Here is a 20,065-nt window from a genome sequence, read left to right as displayed (position 1 = left end):
CCCTGCCGTCGGTCCGGCCTGTTTCTTTGTTACAGGATTAACCCTATAAAAGTTATGAAACAAGAAAATTATTCTCTTTTAGCTCATAATACATTTGGCATTGATGTGAAAGCCGCTTGTTTTTTGGAATATCATTCGGTGGACGAACTTCGCAGGATGGTTGCCGAAGGGCTTATATCCGAGCCTTACCTACATATTGGCGGTGGTAGTAACCTGTTGTTTACAAAAGATTATCCGGGCACGGTGCTCCATTCCTGTATTGGGGGGATAGAAATCATCGGTGAGACGGATGATGAAGTCCGGGTACGTGTAGGTGCTGGTGTGGAGTGGGATGACTTTGTGGCGGAATGTGTACGTCGCAGTTGGTATGGAGCCGAAAACCTCTCGCTTATTCCCGGAGAGGTGGGAGCGAGTGCGGTGCAGAATATCGGTGCTTATGGAGTGGAAGCGAAGGATTTGATAACTTCTGTTATCACGATGAACATCCGGGGAGAAGAGCGCGTTTACTCTGTGGATGAGTGCGGATATGCCTATCGTAAAAGCATTTTCAAATTTGCGGAGATGAAAGATGTTTTTGTGACGTATGTCTGTTTCCGGTTAAGTAAACGGGAACATTATACGTTGGATTACGGCACTATTCGTCAGGAGTTGACAAAGTATGATGAGATAACGTTAGAAACGGTACGCCGCGTGATTATCGATATTCGGAAAAGTAAACTGCCTGATCCGAAAGTGCTGGGAAATGCCGGTAGTTTCTTTATGAATCCCATTGTAGACAGAGAATGTTTTAAAGCTCTGCAGAAGGAATATCCGCGCATGCCTTTCTATGAATTGGCTGACGGTCGGGTGAAAATTCCTGCCGGATGGATGATAGACCAGTGCGGCTGGAAAGGAAAGGCATTGGGGCCTGCTGCTGTACACGACAAGCAGGCGTTGGTGTTGGTGAATTGTGGCGGTGCCACAGGAAAAGATATTATTTCTCTTTCGGATGCCGTACGGGCTTCCGTACATGAAAAGTTCGGGGTGGATATTCATCCGGAAGTAAACTTTGTTTGACGTAAAACTAATAAATTAAAGCCTCTCCCCAATCCTCTCCGCAGGAGAGGTAGCAAGGAGATACTCTTGTCTACTGATTAGTCGCAAAACTAACTTAGTCCCCTCTCCCACGGAGAGGGTTGGGGAGAGGCTGCTTGGTTAAGTATGAAAGTAACGATATTAGGAAGCGGTACTTCTACCGGAGTACCCGAAATTGGATGTACCTGTGAAGTTTGCACCTCTGCCGATCCGCGAGATCACCGGCTGCGTACTTCTGCTTTGGTTGAGACGGATGATGCGCGTATATTGATCGATTGCGGTCCTGACTTTCGTGCGCAGGTTCTCGGACTTCCTTTCAAAAAGATAGATGGGGTACTTATCACCCATGAACATTATGATCATGTGGGAGGATTGGATGATCTCCGTCCTTTCTGTCGTTTTGGTGAAGTGCCCATTTATGCCGAGGCATATACGGCCGAACGTCTGCGAAACCGCATGCCTTATTGTTTTGTAAATCATAACTATCCGGGCGTGCCCAATATTCCGTTGCAGGAGATTGAGCCCGGCCGGACTTTCCGGATAAACCGCACTTCGGTGACTCCCTTGCGGGTGATGCACGGACGGCTCCCCATCTTAGGGTATCGTATTGAAAATATGGGATATATTACGGATATGCTCACGATGCCCGACGAATCTTATGAACAATTATGCAATCTTGATGTTCTCGTGGTAAATGCGCTCCGGATTGCTCCTCATCCTACGCATCAGAGTCTGGCGGAAGCCCTCGAAGTGGCGCGGCGGATTGGGGCCAAAGAAACTTATTTCATCCATATGAGTCATCATATCGGATTACAGGCCGAAGTTGAAAAACAGTTGCCTCCCCATGTGCATTTTGCATTTGACGGATTAGAAATAATTTAGCAGAAGTTTTGGTTTTTTTATGGAAATTATTACTTTTGTCCGTAGCCGGTAAAACAACAATATTATGAAGCTTCGTACTTTGGTAAAAATTTCGATTACTACTTCTGTCGCGCTTTTGTGTACAGGTTTTGCGGTGTTCTCTTTTTTTAAGTTGTCGGCCGCAGAAAATAAAGAAGAATTTGAACTTTATACTTTGGTTCCGCCCAGTGCGGTCGGGGTTCTCGAAACAGATAATATGACTGCCTTGATACAAGATATAGATGAACTGACTTGTAGCAAGGACAACCATTTTCTGTATATTTCTAAAATCTTTTCCTGTCTGAAATCGCATCTTTATACACTTCTTGAAGAAACTCCGCACGGATTGAGCCGGCAGATGAGCAAGGTGTTGCTCAGTTTCCATGAGCCGGACAATGACCGTAATCAAGTGCTTTATTGCGCGCTCGGTTCGGGTGATTACGAGTTGATCGGAAAGTTCATAAAGAAATATTGTTCCAGTACGTTTCCTTCTAAAATGTTCGATTACAAAGGTGAAGAGATACGTATTTATCCATTGCCGGGCGATGACTTCCTTGCCTGTTATCTGACTTCTAATTTTTTAGTGGCGAGTTATCAGAAAAAGCTGGTCGAAGAGGTGATCGACGCACGTCTGTCGGGGCAGTCACTGCTCGGAGATTCGGTGTTTTCTGATATGCGTGCAGCGAAAAAAAACAATGCGGCTGCCACTATTTATACTCGTGTGCATTCACTTGATATGGGAAAAATGAAGGATGATGCACAGGAGCAGACACCTTTTGGGGGCTGGGTAGAATTTGATATGAAGTTGAATGGCGATGCTGTTTATTTTTCGGGTGTCAATCATGACACGGATACCTGCCTGACTTTTATGAATATGCTGCGCCGGCAACAATCTCTTGAGGGATTTCCGGGGGAGATTCTTCCTGTGACGACTTTCTTTTTTAACCAGCGATCGATTAGTGATTTGCAGTCTGCCCTCGATTTTGCTGCCAATGATCGGAATCCTGCGGGTGATATAATGATGCCTGCCGATTCTGTCGGGGTTTATGACGAGGCATTTGCGGCCTATCTGAAAGAACATGCCTTGCACGATATGACAACCTGTCTTTTTGCATACAATGATACCACGAAGTATCCGGCTGCAGTTGCAAGTCTTTCGGTTCGGGATGCAGTGCGAGCCGAGCAGATGCTTAAGATATTGATTGATAATTGTCCGCACGAGCGGAAATTTGTATCCGGTCTGGCTGTAACTTTTTGTTATACTCCGTCCAGAGCTTATCCCGTATATTTATTGCCCCGCAATACATTGTTTGCGCAACTGACAGGTATTGCTTCATCGTCTTTGCATACTTATGCATGCTTGTATGGCGGGCGCTTGTTGCTGGCCCCTGATGCGGAGAGTCTTTCCTGTTATGTCCGGCATTTGGATAAGGGGGAGATACTGGAAGGGATGCCTGGTTACAGGGAAAGCATAGTCGGCCTGTCTGATGTGTATAATTTTATGTTTGTGGCCGATCTGGAACATATGTTTGTGCAGCCCGAGAGCTATGTCCGTTTGCTCCCGAGCTTCTTTTTCCGTAATCCGGATTTCTTCCGTTATTTTGTCCTTTCCGCCCAGTTTTCCTGTACGGATGGGGTGGCTTATCCGAATGTGGTTTTGCAGTACAAAGGTGAGTAAAAGTCACTTCGAAATTCCTCTGGCTTTTGACGAAATTATAGTCCGGTGTTTGTTCCGGAAAATGGAGGATGGTCGAAGGGATACGAACGATTGATGAAATTCTCATAAACTAAAAATCACCCTCGCCACAGGCTGAACTGCACCCCAAAAGTTGGACATAAAACTTTAGGAGTGCAGTTCAGGCAATTGTAGCGAGGGTGATTTCGATAAAAGGGGAGTCTTGATTCATCCCCTTCGGTTTTCTGGTATTCCAAGTAATCCCGTTTTCTTAGGATCGATTTGAAATCTTGCTGGTAATTTCTTTTTTAGAACGGCAGGTCGTCTTTGGCGTCGCCGGCAATAAATTCCGGTGCAGCTGTCGGTGCCGGAGGAGGAACGGGTGCTCCCGGAGTCATCGGTGCTCCTGCTCCTACGCGTTCTACCTTCCAAGCGCGGATACTATTGAACCAACGGTCTTGCCATTGGCGTGCATCGACGTCGAAAGACACGGTAAGTTCTTCGCCCATCTGGATGTTGAATTGTTCTATTTTGTCAGCGCCAAATACGTCGAAACACATTTTGCGCGGATACTGGTCGTGGTTTTCGATAACGTACTCCTGGGATTTCCATTCGTTCCCGGTTTTAGAAACTCCGCCTCTGGGTTGGAGTATAGCGATAATTTTTCCTGTAAATTCCATTGTGATAATTTTTAATTCTGCGGCGAAGTTACGATATTTTAGGAATATTCGAAATACAACCCTGTGTTTTTTCTTTTGTTTTGTTGGTGCACCCCAATCTTTTTTCGTAACTTTGTGCATTAATAAAATTAAAAATTAAACATTCGGAAATATATGAAATTTATCGTTTCAAGTACTGCGCTTTTCAGCCATTTACAGGCCATCAGCCGTGTGATAAACTCAAAAAACGCGTTGCCTATTTTGGATTGTTTCCTCTTCGAACTGGAAGACGGAACGTTGTCTGTGACCGTTTCCGATAGCGAAACGACGATGGTAACTTCTATCGAAGTCAATGAAAGTGACATGAACGGCCGTTTTGCCGTGACTGCCAAAACCCTGCTCGATGCTTTGAAGGAGATTCCCGAACAGCCGTTGACTTTCGATGTGAATACCGGAACATACGAAATAACAGTGCAGTATCAGAACGGAAAATACAACCTTGTGGGGCAGAATGCCGATGAATTTCCTCAATCGGCAGTGTTGGGGGACAATGCCGTACGTGTGGAAATGGACGCACAGATTCTGTTGGGTGGAATCAACCGGAGTGTGTTTGCTACGGCAGATGATGAATTACGTCCGGTGATGAATGGTATTTATTTTGATATTACTACCGAAGACATTACGATGGTGGCTTCGGACGGACATAAGTTAGTACGTTGTAAAACGCTGGCTGCCCGTGGAAATGAGCGTGCCGCCTTTATCCTGCCTAAAAAACCGGCTACGCTGCTCAAGAATCTGTTGCCGAAGGAAAGCGGGATGGTTGTTATCGAATTCGACGAACGCAATGCCGTGTTTACGCTTGAAAACTACCGTATGGTATGCCGTCTTATCGAAGGCCGTTATCCGAACTACAACTCGGTGATACCGCAGAATAATCCGCACAAGGTGACGGTGGACCGTCAGCAACTGATCGGTGCTTTGCGTCGTGTGTCCATTTTCTCGTCACAGGCAAGCAGCTTGATCAAGCTACGTATTCAGGAAAATGAAATTGTAGTTTCCGCCCAAGACATCGACTTTTCCACTTCGGCCGAAGAAACGCAGGTATGCCAGTATGCGGGTGCCCCAATGAGTATCGGCTTCAAATCGACATTCCTGATTGATATTCTGAACAACATTTCGGCAGAAGAGGTGGTGATAGAATTGGCAGATCCTTCACGCGCCGGCGTAGTAGTGCCAGTGGAACAGGAAGAAAACGAAGACCTGCTCATGTTGTTGATGCCGATGATGCTAAACGACTAAATGCAGTTGAAAGTTGAGAGTTGAAAGTTGAAAGTTACTATGCAGCATGATAGTGTGGTTAACTTTTAATTTTCAACTCTCAATTTTCAACTCTCAACTAAATAAGCTTTCAACTTTCAACTAAATTAAGCATGAGATTGAACCTAAAGAACCCTATTGTTTTTTTTGATCTGGAAACAACGGGTACCAATATCAACACAGACCGGATCGTAGAAATTTGTTATCTCAAAGTATATCCTAACGGCAATGAAGAGGCTAAAACCTTGCGTATCAATCCGGAAATGCACATTCCCGAAGCTTCTTCGGCCATTCATGGCATTTATGATGCCGATGTAGCGGATTGTCCCACATTCAAGGAGGTTGCCAAAAACATTGCCTATGACATTGAAGGAGCCGATCTGGCGGGATTTAATTCCAACCGTTTCGATGTGCCGGTATTGGTGGAAGAATTTCTTCGTGCCGGTGTCGATATAGACATTAGCAAGCGTAAGTTTGTGGATGTTCAGGTGATTTTCCACAAGATGGAGCAACGTACCCTTTCGGCTGCTTACAAGTTTTATTGCGAGAAGAATCTGGAAGATGCGCATACGGCCGAAGCTGATACGCGTGCTACCTATGAGGTACTGAAAGCGCAGCTTGACCGTTATCCGGAGTTGCAAAACGACATAGCCTATCTGGCCGATTATTCCAGCTTTAACAAAAATGTGGACTTTGCCGGCCGGATGGTTTATGATGACAACGGAGTGGAAGTTTTCAACTTCGGTAAGTACAAAGGGCAGTCGGTAAGCGAAGTGCTGAAAAAAGATCCGGGGTATTATAGCTGGATTCTGAACAGTGACTTTACACTCAATACCAAAGCCATGCTTACGAAAATCCGGTTGAGGGAGATGAGCAATTTGATCACAAAATGAGATGATTTATGAATTATAATTCATAAAATCACAATTCATAAATCACATTATCCCTCATAAGTCATAATTCATAAATCATAAATCTTTTCATGCTGAAAGGTAAAAAAATAGTTTTAGGAATTACGGGTAGTATCGCTGCATATAAGGCGTGTTACATTATTCGCGGACTGGTAAAACGGGGTGCGGAAGTGCAGGTTGTCATCACGCCGGCGGGGAAAGAGTTTATAACTCCGATCACACTGTCTGCATTGACGAGCAAGCCTGTCATCAGCGAGTTTTTTGCTCAGCGTGATGGTACGTGGAACAGTCATGTGGATTTGGGGCTGTGGGCGGATGCCATGCTGATAGCGCCTGCTACGGCTGCCACCATCGGTAAAATGGCCAATGGAATAGCGGATAACATGTTGATAACTACCTACCTGTCTGCCAAAGCTCCAGTGTTTGTTGCACCGGCGATGGACCTTGATATGTATGCCCATCCTTCTACACAAGCCAATCTGGATACTTTGCGTTCGTATGGAAATCATATCATCGAGCCGGGTACCGGATTCTTAGCCAGTCATTTGGAGGGAAAGGGGCGAATGGAAGAACCGGAAAATATCATTCGTGTCCTTGATGAGTTTTTTCCGTCCTCTTGTGATTTGGCGGGGAAAAAGATATTGATTACGGCCGGTCCTACTTACGAAAAAATTGATCCGGTGCGTTTCATCGGGAATTATTCTTCCGGGAAAATGGGTTTTGCGTTGGCTGAAGAATGTGCCGGACGTGGGGCTGAGGTTGTGTTGGTAACCGGTCCGGTGCAGATGCAAACACGTCATTCGCGTATCCGTCGTATCGATGTGGAAAGTGCTGCCGGAATGGCAGAGGAAGCGCAACGTCATTTCCGGGAGGCCGATGCGGGAATTCTTTGTGCGGCGGTAGCTGATTTTACGCCCGAAACGATGGCGGATCATAAGATAAAACGTGAAAAAGAGGATTTGGTATTGCGTTTAAAACCGACTCAGGACATTGCCGCTACTTTGGGACAGATGAAAAACGGACGGCAGAAGCTTGTCGGTTTTGCTCTTGAAACAAATGATGAGCGGCATAATGCCCAAAGTAAATTAGAACGTAAGAATTTTGATTTTATCGTGCTTAACTCTTTGAATGATTCCGGTGCCGGATTCCGTTGCGATACCAATAAAATCAGTATTATCGATCGTCAGGGGAACACGGATTATCCGTTGAAACCGAAGACAGAGGTAGCACAAGATATTATCGACCGTTTAGTGGAGGAATTGCGATGAAGACGAGTAGGATGCGAGATAAATGGAGTGGCGTGTTGTGGAGAATGCTGGGCGTTTTTGCCACAGTGTCGTTTCCTTTGTGGCTTTCGGCTCAGGAGTTGGACTGCAAAGTGGCTGTCAACCATTCTCAAGTGCAGGGAACCAATGTGCAAGTGTTCAAAACGTTTGAAACGGCACTGACCGAGTTTATCAATGAGCGGCACTGGACGCAGGCGCAGTACGAGGTAAACGAACGTATCCGGTGTTCGATGAATTTCACAGTGAAGAGCTATGACGAAGCGGAGGGGCGTTGGGGCTGTGAACTGATTGTGCAGTCTACCCGTCCGGTCTATCAGTCGGGGTATCAATCTCCGGTATTCATGTTCAAAGACAACAACGTGGAGTTCAATTATCGCGAGTTCGATCCGTTGGAATTACGGGATAATCAGATTGACAACAACCTTACAGCCGTTATCGCCTATTATGTCTATCTGATGATCGGTCTGGACATGGATACGATGGCGCCGGAAGGTGGAACGGAGATACTTCATGCGGCGGAGAGCGTGGTGACAGCTGCGCAGACGCTCAATGAAAAAGGTTGGAAGGCATTTGATGACAGTCGTAACCGTTATGCCGTTATTAACGATTATCTGGACCCCGGTATGAGTCCGCTCCGTCAGATGATGTATGATTATCATCGCAAAGGACTGGATGAAATGGCGACTAACGCTACTCGGGGGCGTGCTGCTATCACTGCCTCGATTGCCGGGCTGAAACAGGCGCGGGATAACAAGCCGATGTCCTCATTGCCTGTCATCTTTACGGAGATAAAGAAAGATGAACTCATCAATATCTATGGTGGAAAGTCGCCTGCTGCCCAGAATGAACGGGAAACGGTTTACCAGATTGTTTCGAATATCAATCCTTCGCAAAATACTTCGTGGGATCAGATAAAATCGAAACAGTGAGGTGCTTGAATACGGGGCATTGAAGTAGTATGATGTTGCTTTTTCCTGTATCCGGGTTGAGATTTTATAAATTGAATAATTAAAATGTAAATAGATCTATGTGTGTACACCGCCAATCGACATATCGGGCAATCGCTACATTGAGCAATTGGCACATTGATTAATCGGTGCATTGACATATTGGTTAATTGGCACATTGGCATATTGATTAATTGGCACATTATTATTATGTTACGTTCACTGTATATTCAGAATTATGCTTTGATAGAGAAGCTGGATATCCGCTTTGAAACGGGATTTTCCGTCATCACGGGCGAAACCGGTGCCGGAAAGTCTATTATACTCGGCGCCATCGGGCTGTTGTTGGGGCAACGTGCCGATGTGAAAGCCATCCGGCAAGGAGCATCAAAATGTATTATAGAGGCTCGTTTTGACATTTCCGCTTATGGAATGCAATCTTTTTTTGACGAGAATGAACTGGAATACGAAGAAGAGTGTATTCTTCGCCGCGAGGTGCAAGCCTCGGGCAAGAGCCGTGCGTTTATCAATGATACGCCTGCTTCACTGGCACAGATGAAAGAACTGGGTGAGCAGTTGGTCGATGTGCATTCACAGCATCAGAATTTGCTGTTGAACAAAGAGGGCTTTCAACTGAACGTGCTTGATATTCTGGCACATAACGAGGACATTTTAGCTGACTATCGTCGGGCCTATACCGACTGGAAACTGTTGGAAAAGGAATTGGATGAGTTGACGGTTCGTGCCGAGCAGAGCAAGGCGGACGAAGACTATATTCGTTTTCAGCTTGAGCAGCTCGAAGAAGCGCATCTCGCCGAAGGTGAGCAGGAAGAGTTGGAACAAGAGTCCGAAACCCTCAGCCATGCCGAAGAAATCAAGGCAGGGTTGTATCGGATCGGACAAGCGTTCTCTGCGGATGAAGGCGGTTTGTTGCCGGTATTGAAAGAGAGTGCCGCTATGCTTTCGTCATTGCAGAAAGTTTATCAGCCGGCTACGGAACTTGCCGGACGCATGCACAGCACTTATATTGAGTTGAAAGACATCATTGATGAAATCAGCACTCAAAGTGAAGATATAGAGTTTAATCCTGTGCGGTTGGATGAAGTGAACGGCCGTCTGAACCTGATTTATTCTTTAGAGCAAAAACATCGTGTACAAACGGTGGAAGAGTTGGTAAGGCTGACGGAAGAGTATCGTGACAGGCTTGCCACTATTACCTCCTTTGACGACCGTATTGCTGCTTTGGCCGCCCGGCGGGATACGCAATATAATAAAGTGAAAAAGCAGGCTGCCTTGCTCACCAAGGCCCGTACTGTTGCCGCCCGTGAGGTGGAAAAACAGATGGCTTCCCGGTTGGTGCCGTTGGGGATGCCCAATGTGCGTTTTCAGGTGGAGATGGGGTTACGCAAGGAACCCGGAATGCAGGGGGAAGATACAGTGAGTTTCCTTTTCTCGGCCAATAAGAACGGTGCGTTGCAGAACATCTCTTCGGTGGCTTCCGGCGGTGAAATAGCCAGAGTCATGTTGTCTGTTAAGGCCATGATAGCCGGTGCGGTAAAACTTCCCACCATTGTGTTCGATGAAATCGATACCGGTGTTTCCGGTGAAATCGCCGATCGGATGGCGGATATCATGCAAGAGATGGGAGAGCAGGAAAGGCAGGTGATCAGTATCACGCATCTGCCGCAAATTGCTGCACGCGGACGTGCGCACTATAAGGTATACAAACGTGATAATGACATGGAAACGAATAGCCATATCCGCCGTCTTACCGATGAAGAAAGGGTAGAGGAAATAGCACATATGCTGAGTGGGGCTACGCTGACGGAGGCTGCATTGGAGAATGCAAAATCCCTGCTGAATAGTAAATTAGAACTATCAAATAGTAAATAAATAGATGATTGATAAAAGTGAAATGATTTTCGGCGTTCGTGCCGTCATAGAGGCTATACAGGCCGGTAAAGAGATTGATAAGATTCTGGTGAAGAAAGATATCCAGAGTGAATTGTCTAAGGAGTTGTTTGCCGCCTTGAAAGGTACGCTCATCCCGGTACAGCGTGTTCCGGTAGAACGTATCAACCGCATTACCCGCAAAAATCATCAGGGAGTGGTAGCGTTTATTTCCTCCGTTACTTACCAGAAGACGGAAGATCTTGTACCTTTTCTCTTTGAGGAAGGTAAGAACCCTATCTTTGTGATGCTCGACGGTATAACCGATGTGCGTAATTTTGGTGCCATTGCCCGTACTTGCGAGTGTGCGGCGGTAGATGCCGTTATCATCCCTGCACGTGGCAGTGTGTCGGTGAATGCCGATGCAATGAAGACCTCTGCCGGAGCTTTGCATACCCTGCCGGTTTGTCGCGAACAGAGCCTGAAAAGTACTTTGCAGTACCTCAAAGACAGTGGCTTCCGCATTGTTGCCGCTACCGAAAAAGGTGATTATGACTATACGAAAGGCGACTATACGGGTCCGATGTGCATAATTATGGGAGCGGAAGATACGGGAGTGTCATACGAGAATCTTGCTCTTTGTGACGAGTGGGTGAAAATACCGATGTTGGGTAGTATCGAGTCACTCAATGTTTCGGTGGCTGCCGGTATTTTGATTTACGAAGCGGTAAAGCAACGTCATTTGGATTAGCAGGAAATCATCTGCCGGTTTTTGTTTTTTAATATTCAACTTAAATAGAAAGTGAAGTCTCTCCCCAACCCTCTCCGTGGGAGAGGGAGATAAGTTAGTTTCATAACTGATTAATAAACAATAGTATCTGTACCCCCTCTCCTGTGGAGAGGGTTGGGGAGAGGCTTTAAAAACAATAAAATTATGAAGAAATTCTTATTATTACCTTTTATATTTGTCTGCCTGTCGGTACAATGGAGTATGGCACAGGCGCCTAAATGGGTAGAGAAAGCCAAACGTGCCGTGTTCTCGGTGGTTATTTATGACAAAAATGATAAGATTCTGAATACCGGAAACGGCTTTTTTGTAACCGAAGACGGGGTGGCGTTGTCTGATTATTCCTTGTTCAAGGGAGCGGAACGCGCCGTTATTATTAATTCGGAAGGAAAGCAAATGCCGGTGGATGCCGTTTTGGGAGCGAATGATATGTACGATGTCATCAAGTTCCGGGTAGCTATCACGGAAAAGAAAGTGCCTGCCCTTACAGTAGCTACTGTGGCACCGGCTGTCGGTGCAGAGGCTTACCTGTTGCCTTATTCCACTCAGAAAGACCGCACATGCACACAAGGAAAGGTAAAGAAGGTGACAAAAATAGAAGATAATTACAGTTATTATACGCTCGACATGCGTCTGAAAGATAAAATGGTGAGTTGCCCGGTGGCTGATGCCAACGGACAAGTATTCGGGCTTGCGCAAAAAGCGTCCGGACAGGATACTGCCAGTATCTGTTATGCAGCCGGTGCCGCTTTCGCTATGTCGCAAGGCATCAGCGCATTGTCGCTCGGCGATATTACACTGCGGAATATTGGTATAAAGAAAGGATTACCCGATACGGAGGAGCAGGCGCTTGTATATTTGTATGTGGCTTCTTCGCAGGTAAGTCAGGAAGAATATGTGTCGTTGCTTGATGATTTTGTGAAACAATTCCCGAATAGCCCGGACGGATACCTTCGTCGTGCTTCGACGTTTGTTTTTGGCGGTAAAGAGGATGCGGATTTCGATAAAGCGGCGGCGGATATGGAACGGGCTCTGAAAGTGGCCAAGAAGAAAGATGATGTGTATTATAACATATCCAAGCAGATTTATAATTATCAGTTGGGTAAACCTGAAAAGACCTATAAAGACTGGACATATGAGAAAGCCTTGGACTATGTGCACAGTGCTTTGGCTATCGATTCATTGCCTGTATATGTGCAGTTGGAAGGCGATATTCTATTTGCAAAACAGGATTATCCTGCCGCACTTGCCTGTTATGGAAAGGTGAACCGCAGTAATCTGGCATCGCCTGCCACTTTCTTTAATGCTGCCAAGACGATGGAAATGATGGATGCTGATCCGAAGGAAATTGTCATAATGATGGACAGTTGCATTGCCCGTTGCCCGCAGCCGGTTGCCGTAGCGGATGCCCCTTACGTGTTGGAGCGTGCACAGATGAACATGAATGCAGAGCAATACCGGGCTGCCATGCTCGATTATGATACTTATTTTAATGCCGTGAGCGGGCAGGTGAACGATGTGTTCTATTATTATCGTGAACAGGCGGCTATTAAAGCGCGCCAATACCAACGTGCCCTTGATGATATAGCCAAAGCCATCGAACTTAACCCGAAAGAGTTGACTTATCGTGCGGAACAAGCGGTGGTAAATCTTCGTGTGGGCCGTTATGAAGAAGCGTTAAAAGCTTTGGATGAGGCTTTGGCAGTCGATCCGAAGTATGCCGAAGCCTATCGCATCATGGGTATTTGCCAGATACAAATGAAAAAGCAGGAAGAGGCATGTGCCAGTTTTGCAAAAGCCAAGGAATTGGGAGATACCAATGTGGATGAGCTGATCAAGAAACATTGCAAATAAAATATCGATAGATCGTAATAAAAAAGGGAAACCCCTGTCCTCGCAGTAGGATAGGGGTTTCTTTTTGGAGATTTTCATAAAAACACTCTCTCTCTCATCTCCTTTTCAGTCAAGTTTAGGTTTCGGTTTTATCAAAGTTAGTTTAGGTAATCTCTTGTATAACTATATAGTAAATGCAGCTTTTCAAAGAATACTGCACGGACATCCACTTTTTTTCTTATAATTTTTATCAAAATCTTTTTTTTCTTACCTTCGGAGCGGAAAATGATAAGAGTACGAGACCTCTCCCTAACCCTCTCCGTGGGAGAGGGGACTAAGTTGGTTTTATAACTGATTGATAATCATGAGTGTCTATTCCCTTCTCCTATGGAGAGGATTGGGGAGAGGCTATAAAAATTAGGAAATACAATGAAAAAGGTAATTTGCAGTGAGAAAGCTCCGGGAGCTATCGGTCCTTACAGCCAGGCTATCGAAGCGAACGGTATGGTATTTGTATCGGGACAGCTCCCCATTGATGCAGCCACAGGAATAATGCCCGAAGGGGTAGAAGCACAGGCCCGTCAGTCTCTGGAAAATATCAGGCATATTCTTGAAGCAGCCGGATTGACAATGGCCGACATCGTCAAAACGACTGTCTTCCTTCAGGATATGTCTTTGTTTGCAGGGATGAACGGCGTATATTCCACTTATTTCGACGGTGCTTTCCCGGCTCGTTCGGCTGTGGCGGTGAAGGCTTTGCCCAAAGATGCTTTAGTCGAGATCGAGTGCATTGCGGTTCGCTAACAGATCGGCTACAATGAAACTACTGCCTCCTACAAAGATAAAATCTTTTGGGAGGCTTTTTTCTTGGGCGGCGCGTACGGCTTCGGTTACTGTGGGATAAGTATTGCCATGTAGTCCGAATTCACGGGCGGTTCTTTTTAACTCCTCTTCCGGCAATGCCCGTTTCACGCTGGCTTTTGTGAAATAGTACGTCGCATCTTGTGGCAGCAGGTTCAGTACGCCACGGATATCTTTATCATTCACCATCCCTATTACAATGTGAAGATGGTCGTATACGATTGATTTTATCTGTTGGGTGATGTAAGTAATTCCACCTGTGTTGTGTCCTGTGTCACAGATAAGCAGTGGGTGGTCACTTAGCTTTTGCCAACGTCCCATAAGTCCGGTCAGTTCGTTGACGCGGGCAAAGCCGTGGCGGATATTTTCTTCTTTGATGGCATACTCCAACGCTATTAGCTGTGACAGGGCATGAAGTATCGTATTGGTGTTTTTTATTTGGTAATACCCTCCCAATTCTCCTTGCAGGCAGCCATATTCACGGGTTTCATATAGTAGTCCGTTATCGCTGTTTTCTGCTTTTAAAATCCGGTTATCGTCTTCTGCAAAAACAATGGGTGCGTGCATTTCTTCTGCTTTTCCTGCAAATACCGGTCGGGTCTCTTCTGTAGCCTCTCCGATGACAACAGGGGTTCCTTTTTTGATGATTCCGGCTTTTTCTCCTGCTATCTCGGCTAATGTGTTTCCTAAAAATTGCGTGTGGTCAAGACTGATGTTGGTTATGACGCATAGATCGGGGGTGATGATGTTGGTACAATCGAGACGTCCCCCCAACCCGACTTCAATGAGTGCTACATCCACTTTTTCATCGGCAAAGTAGCGGAAAGCCATGGCGGTGGTCAGTTCAAAGAAAGAAGGATGTAACGGTTCGAAAAAGCTCCGGTGCTTTTCTACAAAATCTACAACATACGTTTCCGGCATCATTTCTCCGTTGATCCGGATACGTTCGCGGAAATCAACCAGATGCGGAGATGTATAAAGTCCTACCCGGTAACCGGCTTCTTGCAGGATGGCTGCCAAGGTATGCGAACAGGAACCTTTTCCATTGGTGCCTCCCACATGTATCGTACGGTATTTCCGGTGGGGGTGTTCGAAGTATTCATCCAATGCTCTCGTGTTTGCTAATCCTTCTTTATATGCTCCGCTTCCGATTTGCTGGAACATGGGGACACTCTCATATAAGTACTTTAAAGTGTTCTGATAGTCCATCTTTTATAATATTTAACTGGCAAGAAATCTCTTTTGCCCTTTTATTTCTTATCTTAGGTGCGTCAATCTTTCATCGTAGTGACCGATTGCTTTACCGGATTGCAAATATCAACATTTTAAATCTAACGAAGAGTATGGGAACAAAGAAAAATTTTGTGCTTGACACAAATGTTATCCTTCACGACTACAATTGCTTGAAGAATTTCCAAGAGAATGATATTTATCTCCCCATTGTTGTGCTCGAAGAACTGGATAAGTTCAAGAAGGGAAATGAACAGATCAACTACAACGCCCGTGAGTTTGTCAGAGAGCTCGATCTGATCACCGATGACAATCTTTTTACCAGCGGTGCTTCGCTGGGTGAGGGGTTAGGGCGTTTGTTCGTTATAACGGGTGAGGTCGATTCTCCGGTAGTGCGTGATTCGTTTCCTTCGCGCAAGCCAGATCATCAGATTCTTGCCGTTGCCGATTATCTGGCGCGGAAACATGCCGATATGAAGACAATTCTGGTGACCAAAGATGTCAATTTGCGTATGAAGGCCCGCTCTATTGGGGTGGTTTGCGAAGATTATATTACCGATAAGGTAATTAACATCGATATTTTTGAGAAGTCCAACGAAATTTTTGAAGGCATCGATCCGGCACTGATCGACCGGATTTATTCTGCCCGTGAAGGTTTGGATATCAGCGAATTCGATTTTAAGAATGTCATTCATCCTAACGAATGTTTCATTCTGAAGAGTGACCGCAGCAGTGTGCTTGCCCGGTATAATCCTTTTACGCATACGGTTTGCCGGGTGAATAAGACGAAAAACTATGGAATCGAACCCCGTAATGCCGAACAGAGTTTTGCTTTCGAAATTCTGAATGATCCTAATGTGAAATTGGTGGCTTTGACCGGTAAAGCCGGTACGGGTAAAACCTTACTGGCATTGGCGGCTGCTTTGGGCAACTTGACCGATTATAAACAAATTTTGTTGGCACGCCCCATTGTCGCACTTTCAAACAAGGATTTAGGTTTTCTTCCGGGTGATGCCAAGGAGAAGGTGGCACCCTATATGCAACCTTTGTTTGATAACTTAAATGTTATTAAGCGGCAGTTTGCGGCCAATTCCACCGAAGTAAAGCGTCTGGAAGATATGCAAAAAAGTGAACAGTTGGTTATTGAAGCGCTCGCTTTCATACGCGGACGCAGTTTAAGCGAAACTTATTGTATCATCGACGAAGCCCAGAACTTGACTCCTCATGAAATAAAAACCATTATCACACGTGCGGGTGAAGGTACTAAGATGGTATTTACCGGAGATATTCAGCAGATCGACCAGCCCTATCTGGATAGCCAGTCCAATGGATTGGTTTATATGATCGACCGTATGAAAGAACAGAACCTTTTTGCACATGTAAATCTTGTGAAAGGTGAACGCAGTCAGTTAAGTGAATTAGCCAGCAATTTGATGTAATATTTGCTTGATATGCCAATGTTTAGAAAAGACATGGTAAACGTATGGTAATCTGATGGTTTCGATACGTTTATCATGTCTTTTCCTGTTTTACATAATATTCATAAAATCAAAAGTTTTTTTATTATTTTGTTAAATAAAGCGGTGATTACTCAAAAAAATGTATCTTTGCATCGCCTAAAAAAACAAAAAAACTGTAGAACGGATGAAATCGAAATTTTTTCAACGGTATCTTTCTTCGAAGGTACTGCCTATTTGGACTATTTTGTTAATTGATGTTTTTATCATTGTAGTTTCATGTATGTTGTCCTATGCACTTCGTTATGATTTTCGTAGCATTTTTCTGGACTCTTCTACGATTGATAGAACCATTCTTTGGACAGTGATTATTAACTTGGTGTTCTTCCGGGTATTCCGTACGTACTCCAACGTACTCCGCTTCTCTTCCTTTGTGGATATTATGCGGATCTTCGTATCTCTCACAGTGTCATACGGTCTGTTGACACTTGTAAGCGTGATTTTGGAAGCATTCATGGATGTCAGGGTAGCACCGGTGAGTGTGTTGTTTATGGCTTATATCATAAATTTTGCTTTGATGTCTTGTTCACGCATTGTTGTGAAGATGCTTTTCGAAGTTTTAAATTTTGATGGCAGCAAAACTACGAATGTTTTTATTTATGGTGCAAAAGAAGCAGGTGTCAACATTGCAAAATCATTGCGTGTGAATTTGCGTAACCATTATCGTTTGCGTGGTTTTATTGCTGACGAACCCGAATTGATTGACAAAATTATGATGGGGGTAAAGGTGTATCCCAATGATGATACATTAATTGAAAAACTGGATGATCGTGATGTACATACCATTATCATTTCTCCGGTCAAGATGGATCAACTGAAGAAAACGGATATGGCAGATCTCCTGTTGGCCCATAATGTGAAGTTGCTTACCGCCCCTCCCTTGAGTGAATGGGGAGGACAGCCTTTGAACCGTACTCAACTGAAAGAAATTCAGATTGAAGATCTCTTACAGCGTGAGCCGATTGAGGTGGATATTCATAAGATCGCCTCTCATCTGGAAGGAAAAAGGGTGATGATTACCGGCGCTGCCGGCTCTATCGGTAGTGAAATCATGCGTCAGGTTGCTTCATTCAATCCTTATAAGTTGATTTTGGTAGACCAGGCAGAAACACCTCTTCACGACATCCGTTTGGAACTGCAGGATCGCTGGAGAGATATCGATGCGGAAACCATTGTAGCCGATATTTCTAATCAAACCCGTATTGAAGCGATATTCCGTGAATTCAGACCGCAATATATATTCCATGCAGCTGCTTACAAACATGTACCGATGATGGAAGATAACGTATCTGAATCTATACAGGTGAATGTGGCTGGTACGCGTATTTTGGCAGATTTGGCAGTAAAGTATGGTGCTGAGAAGTTTGTGATGATCTCTACAGATAAGGCAGTTAATCCTACGAATGTGATGGGATGTTCTAAGCGCATTTGTGAAATCTATGTACAGTCTTTGGCTAAGAAATTGCAGAAAAAAGGAGAAAGTACGGTGCAGTTCATCACTACCCGTTTTGGAAATGTGTTGGGATCCAATGGTTCTGTCATTCCCCGTTTCCGCGATCAGATTCAGCATGGAGGTCCTGTGACGGTAACTCATCCGGAGATTATCCGTTATTTTATGACTATTCCGGAGGCTTGTCGTCTGGTGCTCGAAGCCGGTAGTATGGGGAATGGCGGTGAAATCTATATCTTTGATATGGGTAAGCCGGTCAAGATTGTCGACCTTGCCAAGCGTATGATCAGCCTTTCCGGACGTACTGATGTGAAGATAGAGTTTACCGGTTTGCGTCATGGAGAGAAATTGTATGAAGAACTGCTGAATGTGAAAGAGCTGACTAAGCCTACTTATCACGAAAAGATTATGATCGCTACCGTTCGTGAATATGATTATGATGAAGTAAAAGAACGTATTGAGAATCTTGTTCAGTTGAGTTATACATACGACCAGATGAAGATTGTAGCAGCGATGAAAGATATCGTTCCGGAATTTGTAAGTAAGAATTCTTGCTTTGAAGCGCTGGATAAGAAGGACTGATTTTAGATAGATTATCGATAATAAAGAAAATCAGGTATCGACCTCCTATGTCATTCGCATAGCGTCGGTACCTGATTTTTATTAGGACTTTAGAATCTGTTTGTTTGGGCTTTTGAGAAATAAAAGAGAAAAGAGTTGACAACCAGAACCGGACCTAAAGTTTTTTTATTTGCTGCTAAAGTATTTCAAGAATTGAGTACGTTCCCACATATTGATACCTTGCACATCTTTTGCATTCAGTTTTCCTTTGAATTGCGCGATGTTTTTAAAGCCTTTACCTTCCATCCATGTTTGGAGGAAACGGGTCATTTCTCCGATATACATATTGGTATTCTGATAGATTGCACTACAAACCTCGACAGCCGATGCTCCTGCCAGAATTGCTTTTACAACAGCTTCCGGTTTGTGTATGCCGCCTGACGCCGCATAATCGATTTTATCTACCATTGCCGAAGCAATGCCGATCCAACGAAGCGTCTTAGACAAGTCAGAAGCATTACTGAATACATTGCCGGAAATATGCTCCATCTTTTCGATATCGATATCCGGTTGGTAGAAACGGTTGAACAATACGACTGCCGCTGCACCGTTGGCGTAAAGTTGATCGATAAGGGTTACCGGATTGGTCAGATTGTCGCCCAACTTCATGATGACAGGAAGCTTTACCACTCGCTTGATGTGGCTTAAAATATCGATATGACGTTGCTCGAACGATCCGTACTTATATTGAACGTCTGACTGGAGTGCCAGTATGTTGATTTCCAATGCATCAGCGCCGGCTTCTTCTATCTGTTTTGCGAAATTTATCCATTCCGAATCCGTATAGCAATTGATGCTTGCGATGATGGGAATATCACAAACCTTTTTACTCTCTTTGATCAGCTCCAGATATTCGGAAAGTTTATGTTCCCGGATATATTCGGCCAGATAATCATTTCCTTCCGAATAGGTAGGATCTTTCAACTGGTCGGCTTCTATGAATATTTGCTCTTCAAAAAGTGATTTCAGTACAATGGCTCCGGCACCGGCTTCGGCCAACTTTTTGTTCTTTCCGGCACTGTTTGTTAGGCCTGAACTGCTAATGATGATGGGATTCTTTAGTTGAAGCCCTGCAAAAGTAGTTTTTAAATCGGTCATGATATATAG

At 44.8% G+C, this 20,065-nt stretch carries 16 protein-coding genes; 13 read left to right on the top strand and 3 right to left on the bottom strand.

From position 1 onward, the window contains the following. Positions 1-54: 54 nt before the first annotated feature. The 3 genes from murB (at position 55) to RB604_RS17405 (ending at position 3,652) form a co-directional block, all read left to right on the top strand. Positions 55-1,056, top strand: coding sequence for a UDP-N-acetylmuramate dehydrogenase (gene murB / locus RB604_RS17415; protein ID WP_007481982.1), 1,002 nt, complete (start codon positions 55-57; stop codon positions 1,054-1,056). Positions 1,057-1,200: 144 nt separating this feature from the next. Further along, the gene (locus RB604_RS17410) at positions 1,201-1,956 is read left to right on the top strand and encodes an MBL fold metallo-hydrolase (RefSeq protein WP_005930930.1); all 756 of its coding nucleotides are present in this window, start codon (positions 1,201-1,203) and stop codon (positions 1,954-1,956) included. Positions 1,957-2,020: 64 nt separating this feature from the next. Beyond that, on the top strand, positions 2,021-3,652 hold the full coding sequence (locus tag RB604_RS17405; RefSeq protein ID WP_055294036.1) for a DUF3352 domain-containing protein: 1,632 nt from the start codon (positions 2,021-2,023) through the stop codon (positions 3,650-3,652). Positions 3,653-3,957: 305 nt separating this feature from the next. On the opposite strand, the gene RB604_RS17400 is transcribed toward RB604_RS17405, so the two are convergent. Beyond that, the gene (locus RB604_RS17400) at positions 3,958-4,329 is read right to left on the bottom strand and encodes a DUF3127 domain-containing protein (RefSeq protein WP_025819990.1); all 372 of its coding nucleotides are present in this window, start codon (positions 4,327-4,329) and stop codon (positions 3,958-3,960) included. Positions 4,330-4,482: 153 nt separating this feature from the next. On the opposite strand from RB604_RS17400, the gene dnaN reads away from it, so the two are divergent. The 8 genes from dnaN (at position 4,483) to RB604_RS17360 (ending at position 14,083) form a co-directional block, all read left to right on the top strand. Continuing rightward, positions 4,483-5,607, top strand: a complete 1,125-nt coding sequence (gene dnaN, locus RB604_RS17395; RefSeq protein WP_055294034.1) for a DNA polymerase III subunit beta — start codon at positions 4,483-4,485, stop codon at positions 5,605-5,607. Between the two features lie 131 nt (positions 5,608-5,738). Further along, on the top strand, positions 5,739-6,518 hold the full coding sequence (locus tag RB604_RS17390) for a 3'-5' exonuclease (protein ID WP_005930941.1): 780 nt from the start codon (positions 5,739-5,741) through the stop codon (positions 6,516-6,518). An 89-nt stretch (positions 6,519-6,607) separates the two neighbouring features. Then, complete coding sequence (coaBC, locus tag RB604_RS17385) at positions 6,608-7,804, top strand: bifunctional phosphopantothenoylcysteine decarboxylase/phosphopantothenate--cysteine ligase CoaBC (RefSeq protein ID WP_055294032.1); 1,197 nt, start codon at positions 6,608-6,610, stop codon at positions 7,802-7,804. Continuing rightward, on the top strand, positions 7,801-8,751 hold the full coding sequence (porD, locus tag RB604_RS17380) for a type IX secretion system protein PorD (protein WP_005930947.1): 951 nt from the start codon (positions 7,801-7,803) through the stop codon (positions 8,749-8,751). Before coaBC ends, porD begins: the two co-directional genes overlap by 4 nt. A 228-nt stretch (positions 8,752-8,979) precedes the next feature. Beyond that, the gene (recN, locus tag RB604_RS17375) at positions 8,980-10,662 is read left to right on the top strand and encodes a DNA repair protein RecN (RefSeq protein ID WP_021937005.1); all 1,683 of its coding nucleotides are present in this window, start codon (positions 8,980-8,982) and stop codon (positions 10,660-10,662) included. A 4-nt stretch (positions 10,663-10,666) separates the two neighbouring features. Further along, a complete protein-coding gene (rlmB, locus tag RB604_RS17370; RefSeq protein WP_007481993.1) occupies positions 10,667-11,410 on the top strand; it encodes a 23S rRNA (guanosine(2251)-2'-O)-methyltransferase RlmB in 744 nt (247 codons plus the stop codon). A 183-nt stretch (positions 11,411-11,593) separates the two neighbouring features. Next, complete coding sequence (locus RB604_RS17365; protein WP_005930954.1) at positions 11,594-13,300, top strand: S1 family peptidase; 1,707 nt, start codon at positions 11,594-11,596, stop codon at positions 13,298-13,300. Between the two features lie 408 nt (positions 13,301-13,708). Next, on the top strand, positions 13,709-14,083 hold the full coding sequence (locus tag RB604_RS17360) for a RidA family protein (protein WP_007481998.1): 375 nt from the start codon (positions 13,709-13,711) through the stop codon (positions 14,081-14,083). Here the strand turns inward: RB604_RS17360 and RB604_RS17355 are convergent. Continuing rightward, positions 14,051-15,349, bottom strand: a complete 1,299-nt coding sequence (locus RB604_RS17355) for a bifunctional folylpolyglutamate synthase/dihydrofolate synthase (RefSeq protein WP_005930958.1) — start codon at positions 15,347-15,349, stop codon at positions 14,051-14,053. The two genes, RB604_RS17360 and RB604_RS17355, sit on opposite strands and share 33 nt — an antisense overlap. 134 nt (positions 15,350-15,483) lie before the next feature. Between RB604_RS17355 and RB604_RS17350 the strand changes: the two genes are divergently transcribed. After that, complete coding sequence (locus RB604_RS17350) at positions 15,484-16,809, top strand: PhoH family protein (RefSeq protein WP_005930960.1); 1,326 nt, start codon at positions 15,484-15,486, stop codon at positions 16,807-16,809. 205 nt (positions 16,810-17,014) lie between these two features. Then, the gene (locus RB604_RS17345) at positions 17,015-18,919 is read left to right on the top strand and encodes a polysaccharide biosynthesis protein (protein WP_005930962.1); all 1,905 of its coding nucleotides are present in this window, start codon (positions 17,015-17,017) and stop codon (positions 18,917-18,919) included. Between the two features lie 165 nt (positions 18,920-19,084). On the opposite strand, the gene RB604_RS17340 is transcribed toward RB604_RS17345, so the two are convergent. Beyond that, a complete protein-coding gene (locus RB604_RS17340) occupies positions 19,085-20,056 on the bottom strand; it encodes a dihydroorotate dehydrogenase-like protein (protein ID WP_055294030.1) in 972 nt (323 codons plus the stop codon). Positions 20,057-20,065: the final 9 nt, after the last annotated feature.

This window comes from Bacteroides salyersiae (assembly GCF_031172035.1).
GTDB lineage: Bacteria > Bacteroidota > Bacteroidia > Bacteroidales > Bacteroidaceae > Bacteroides > Bacteroides salyersiae.
Note: the sequence above shows the minus strand (reverse complement) of the source record. Positions and strands in the feature narration are given on the sequence as shown.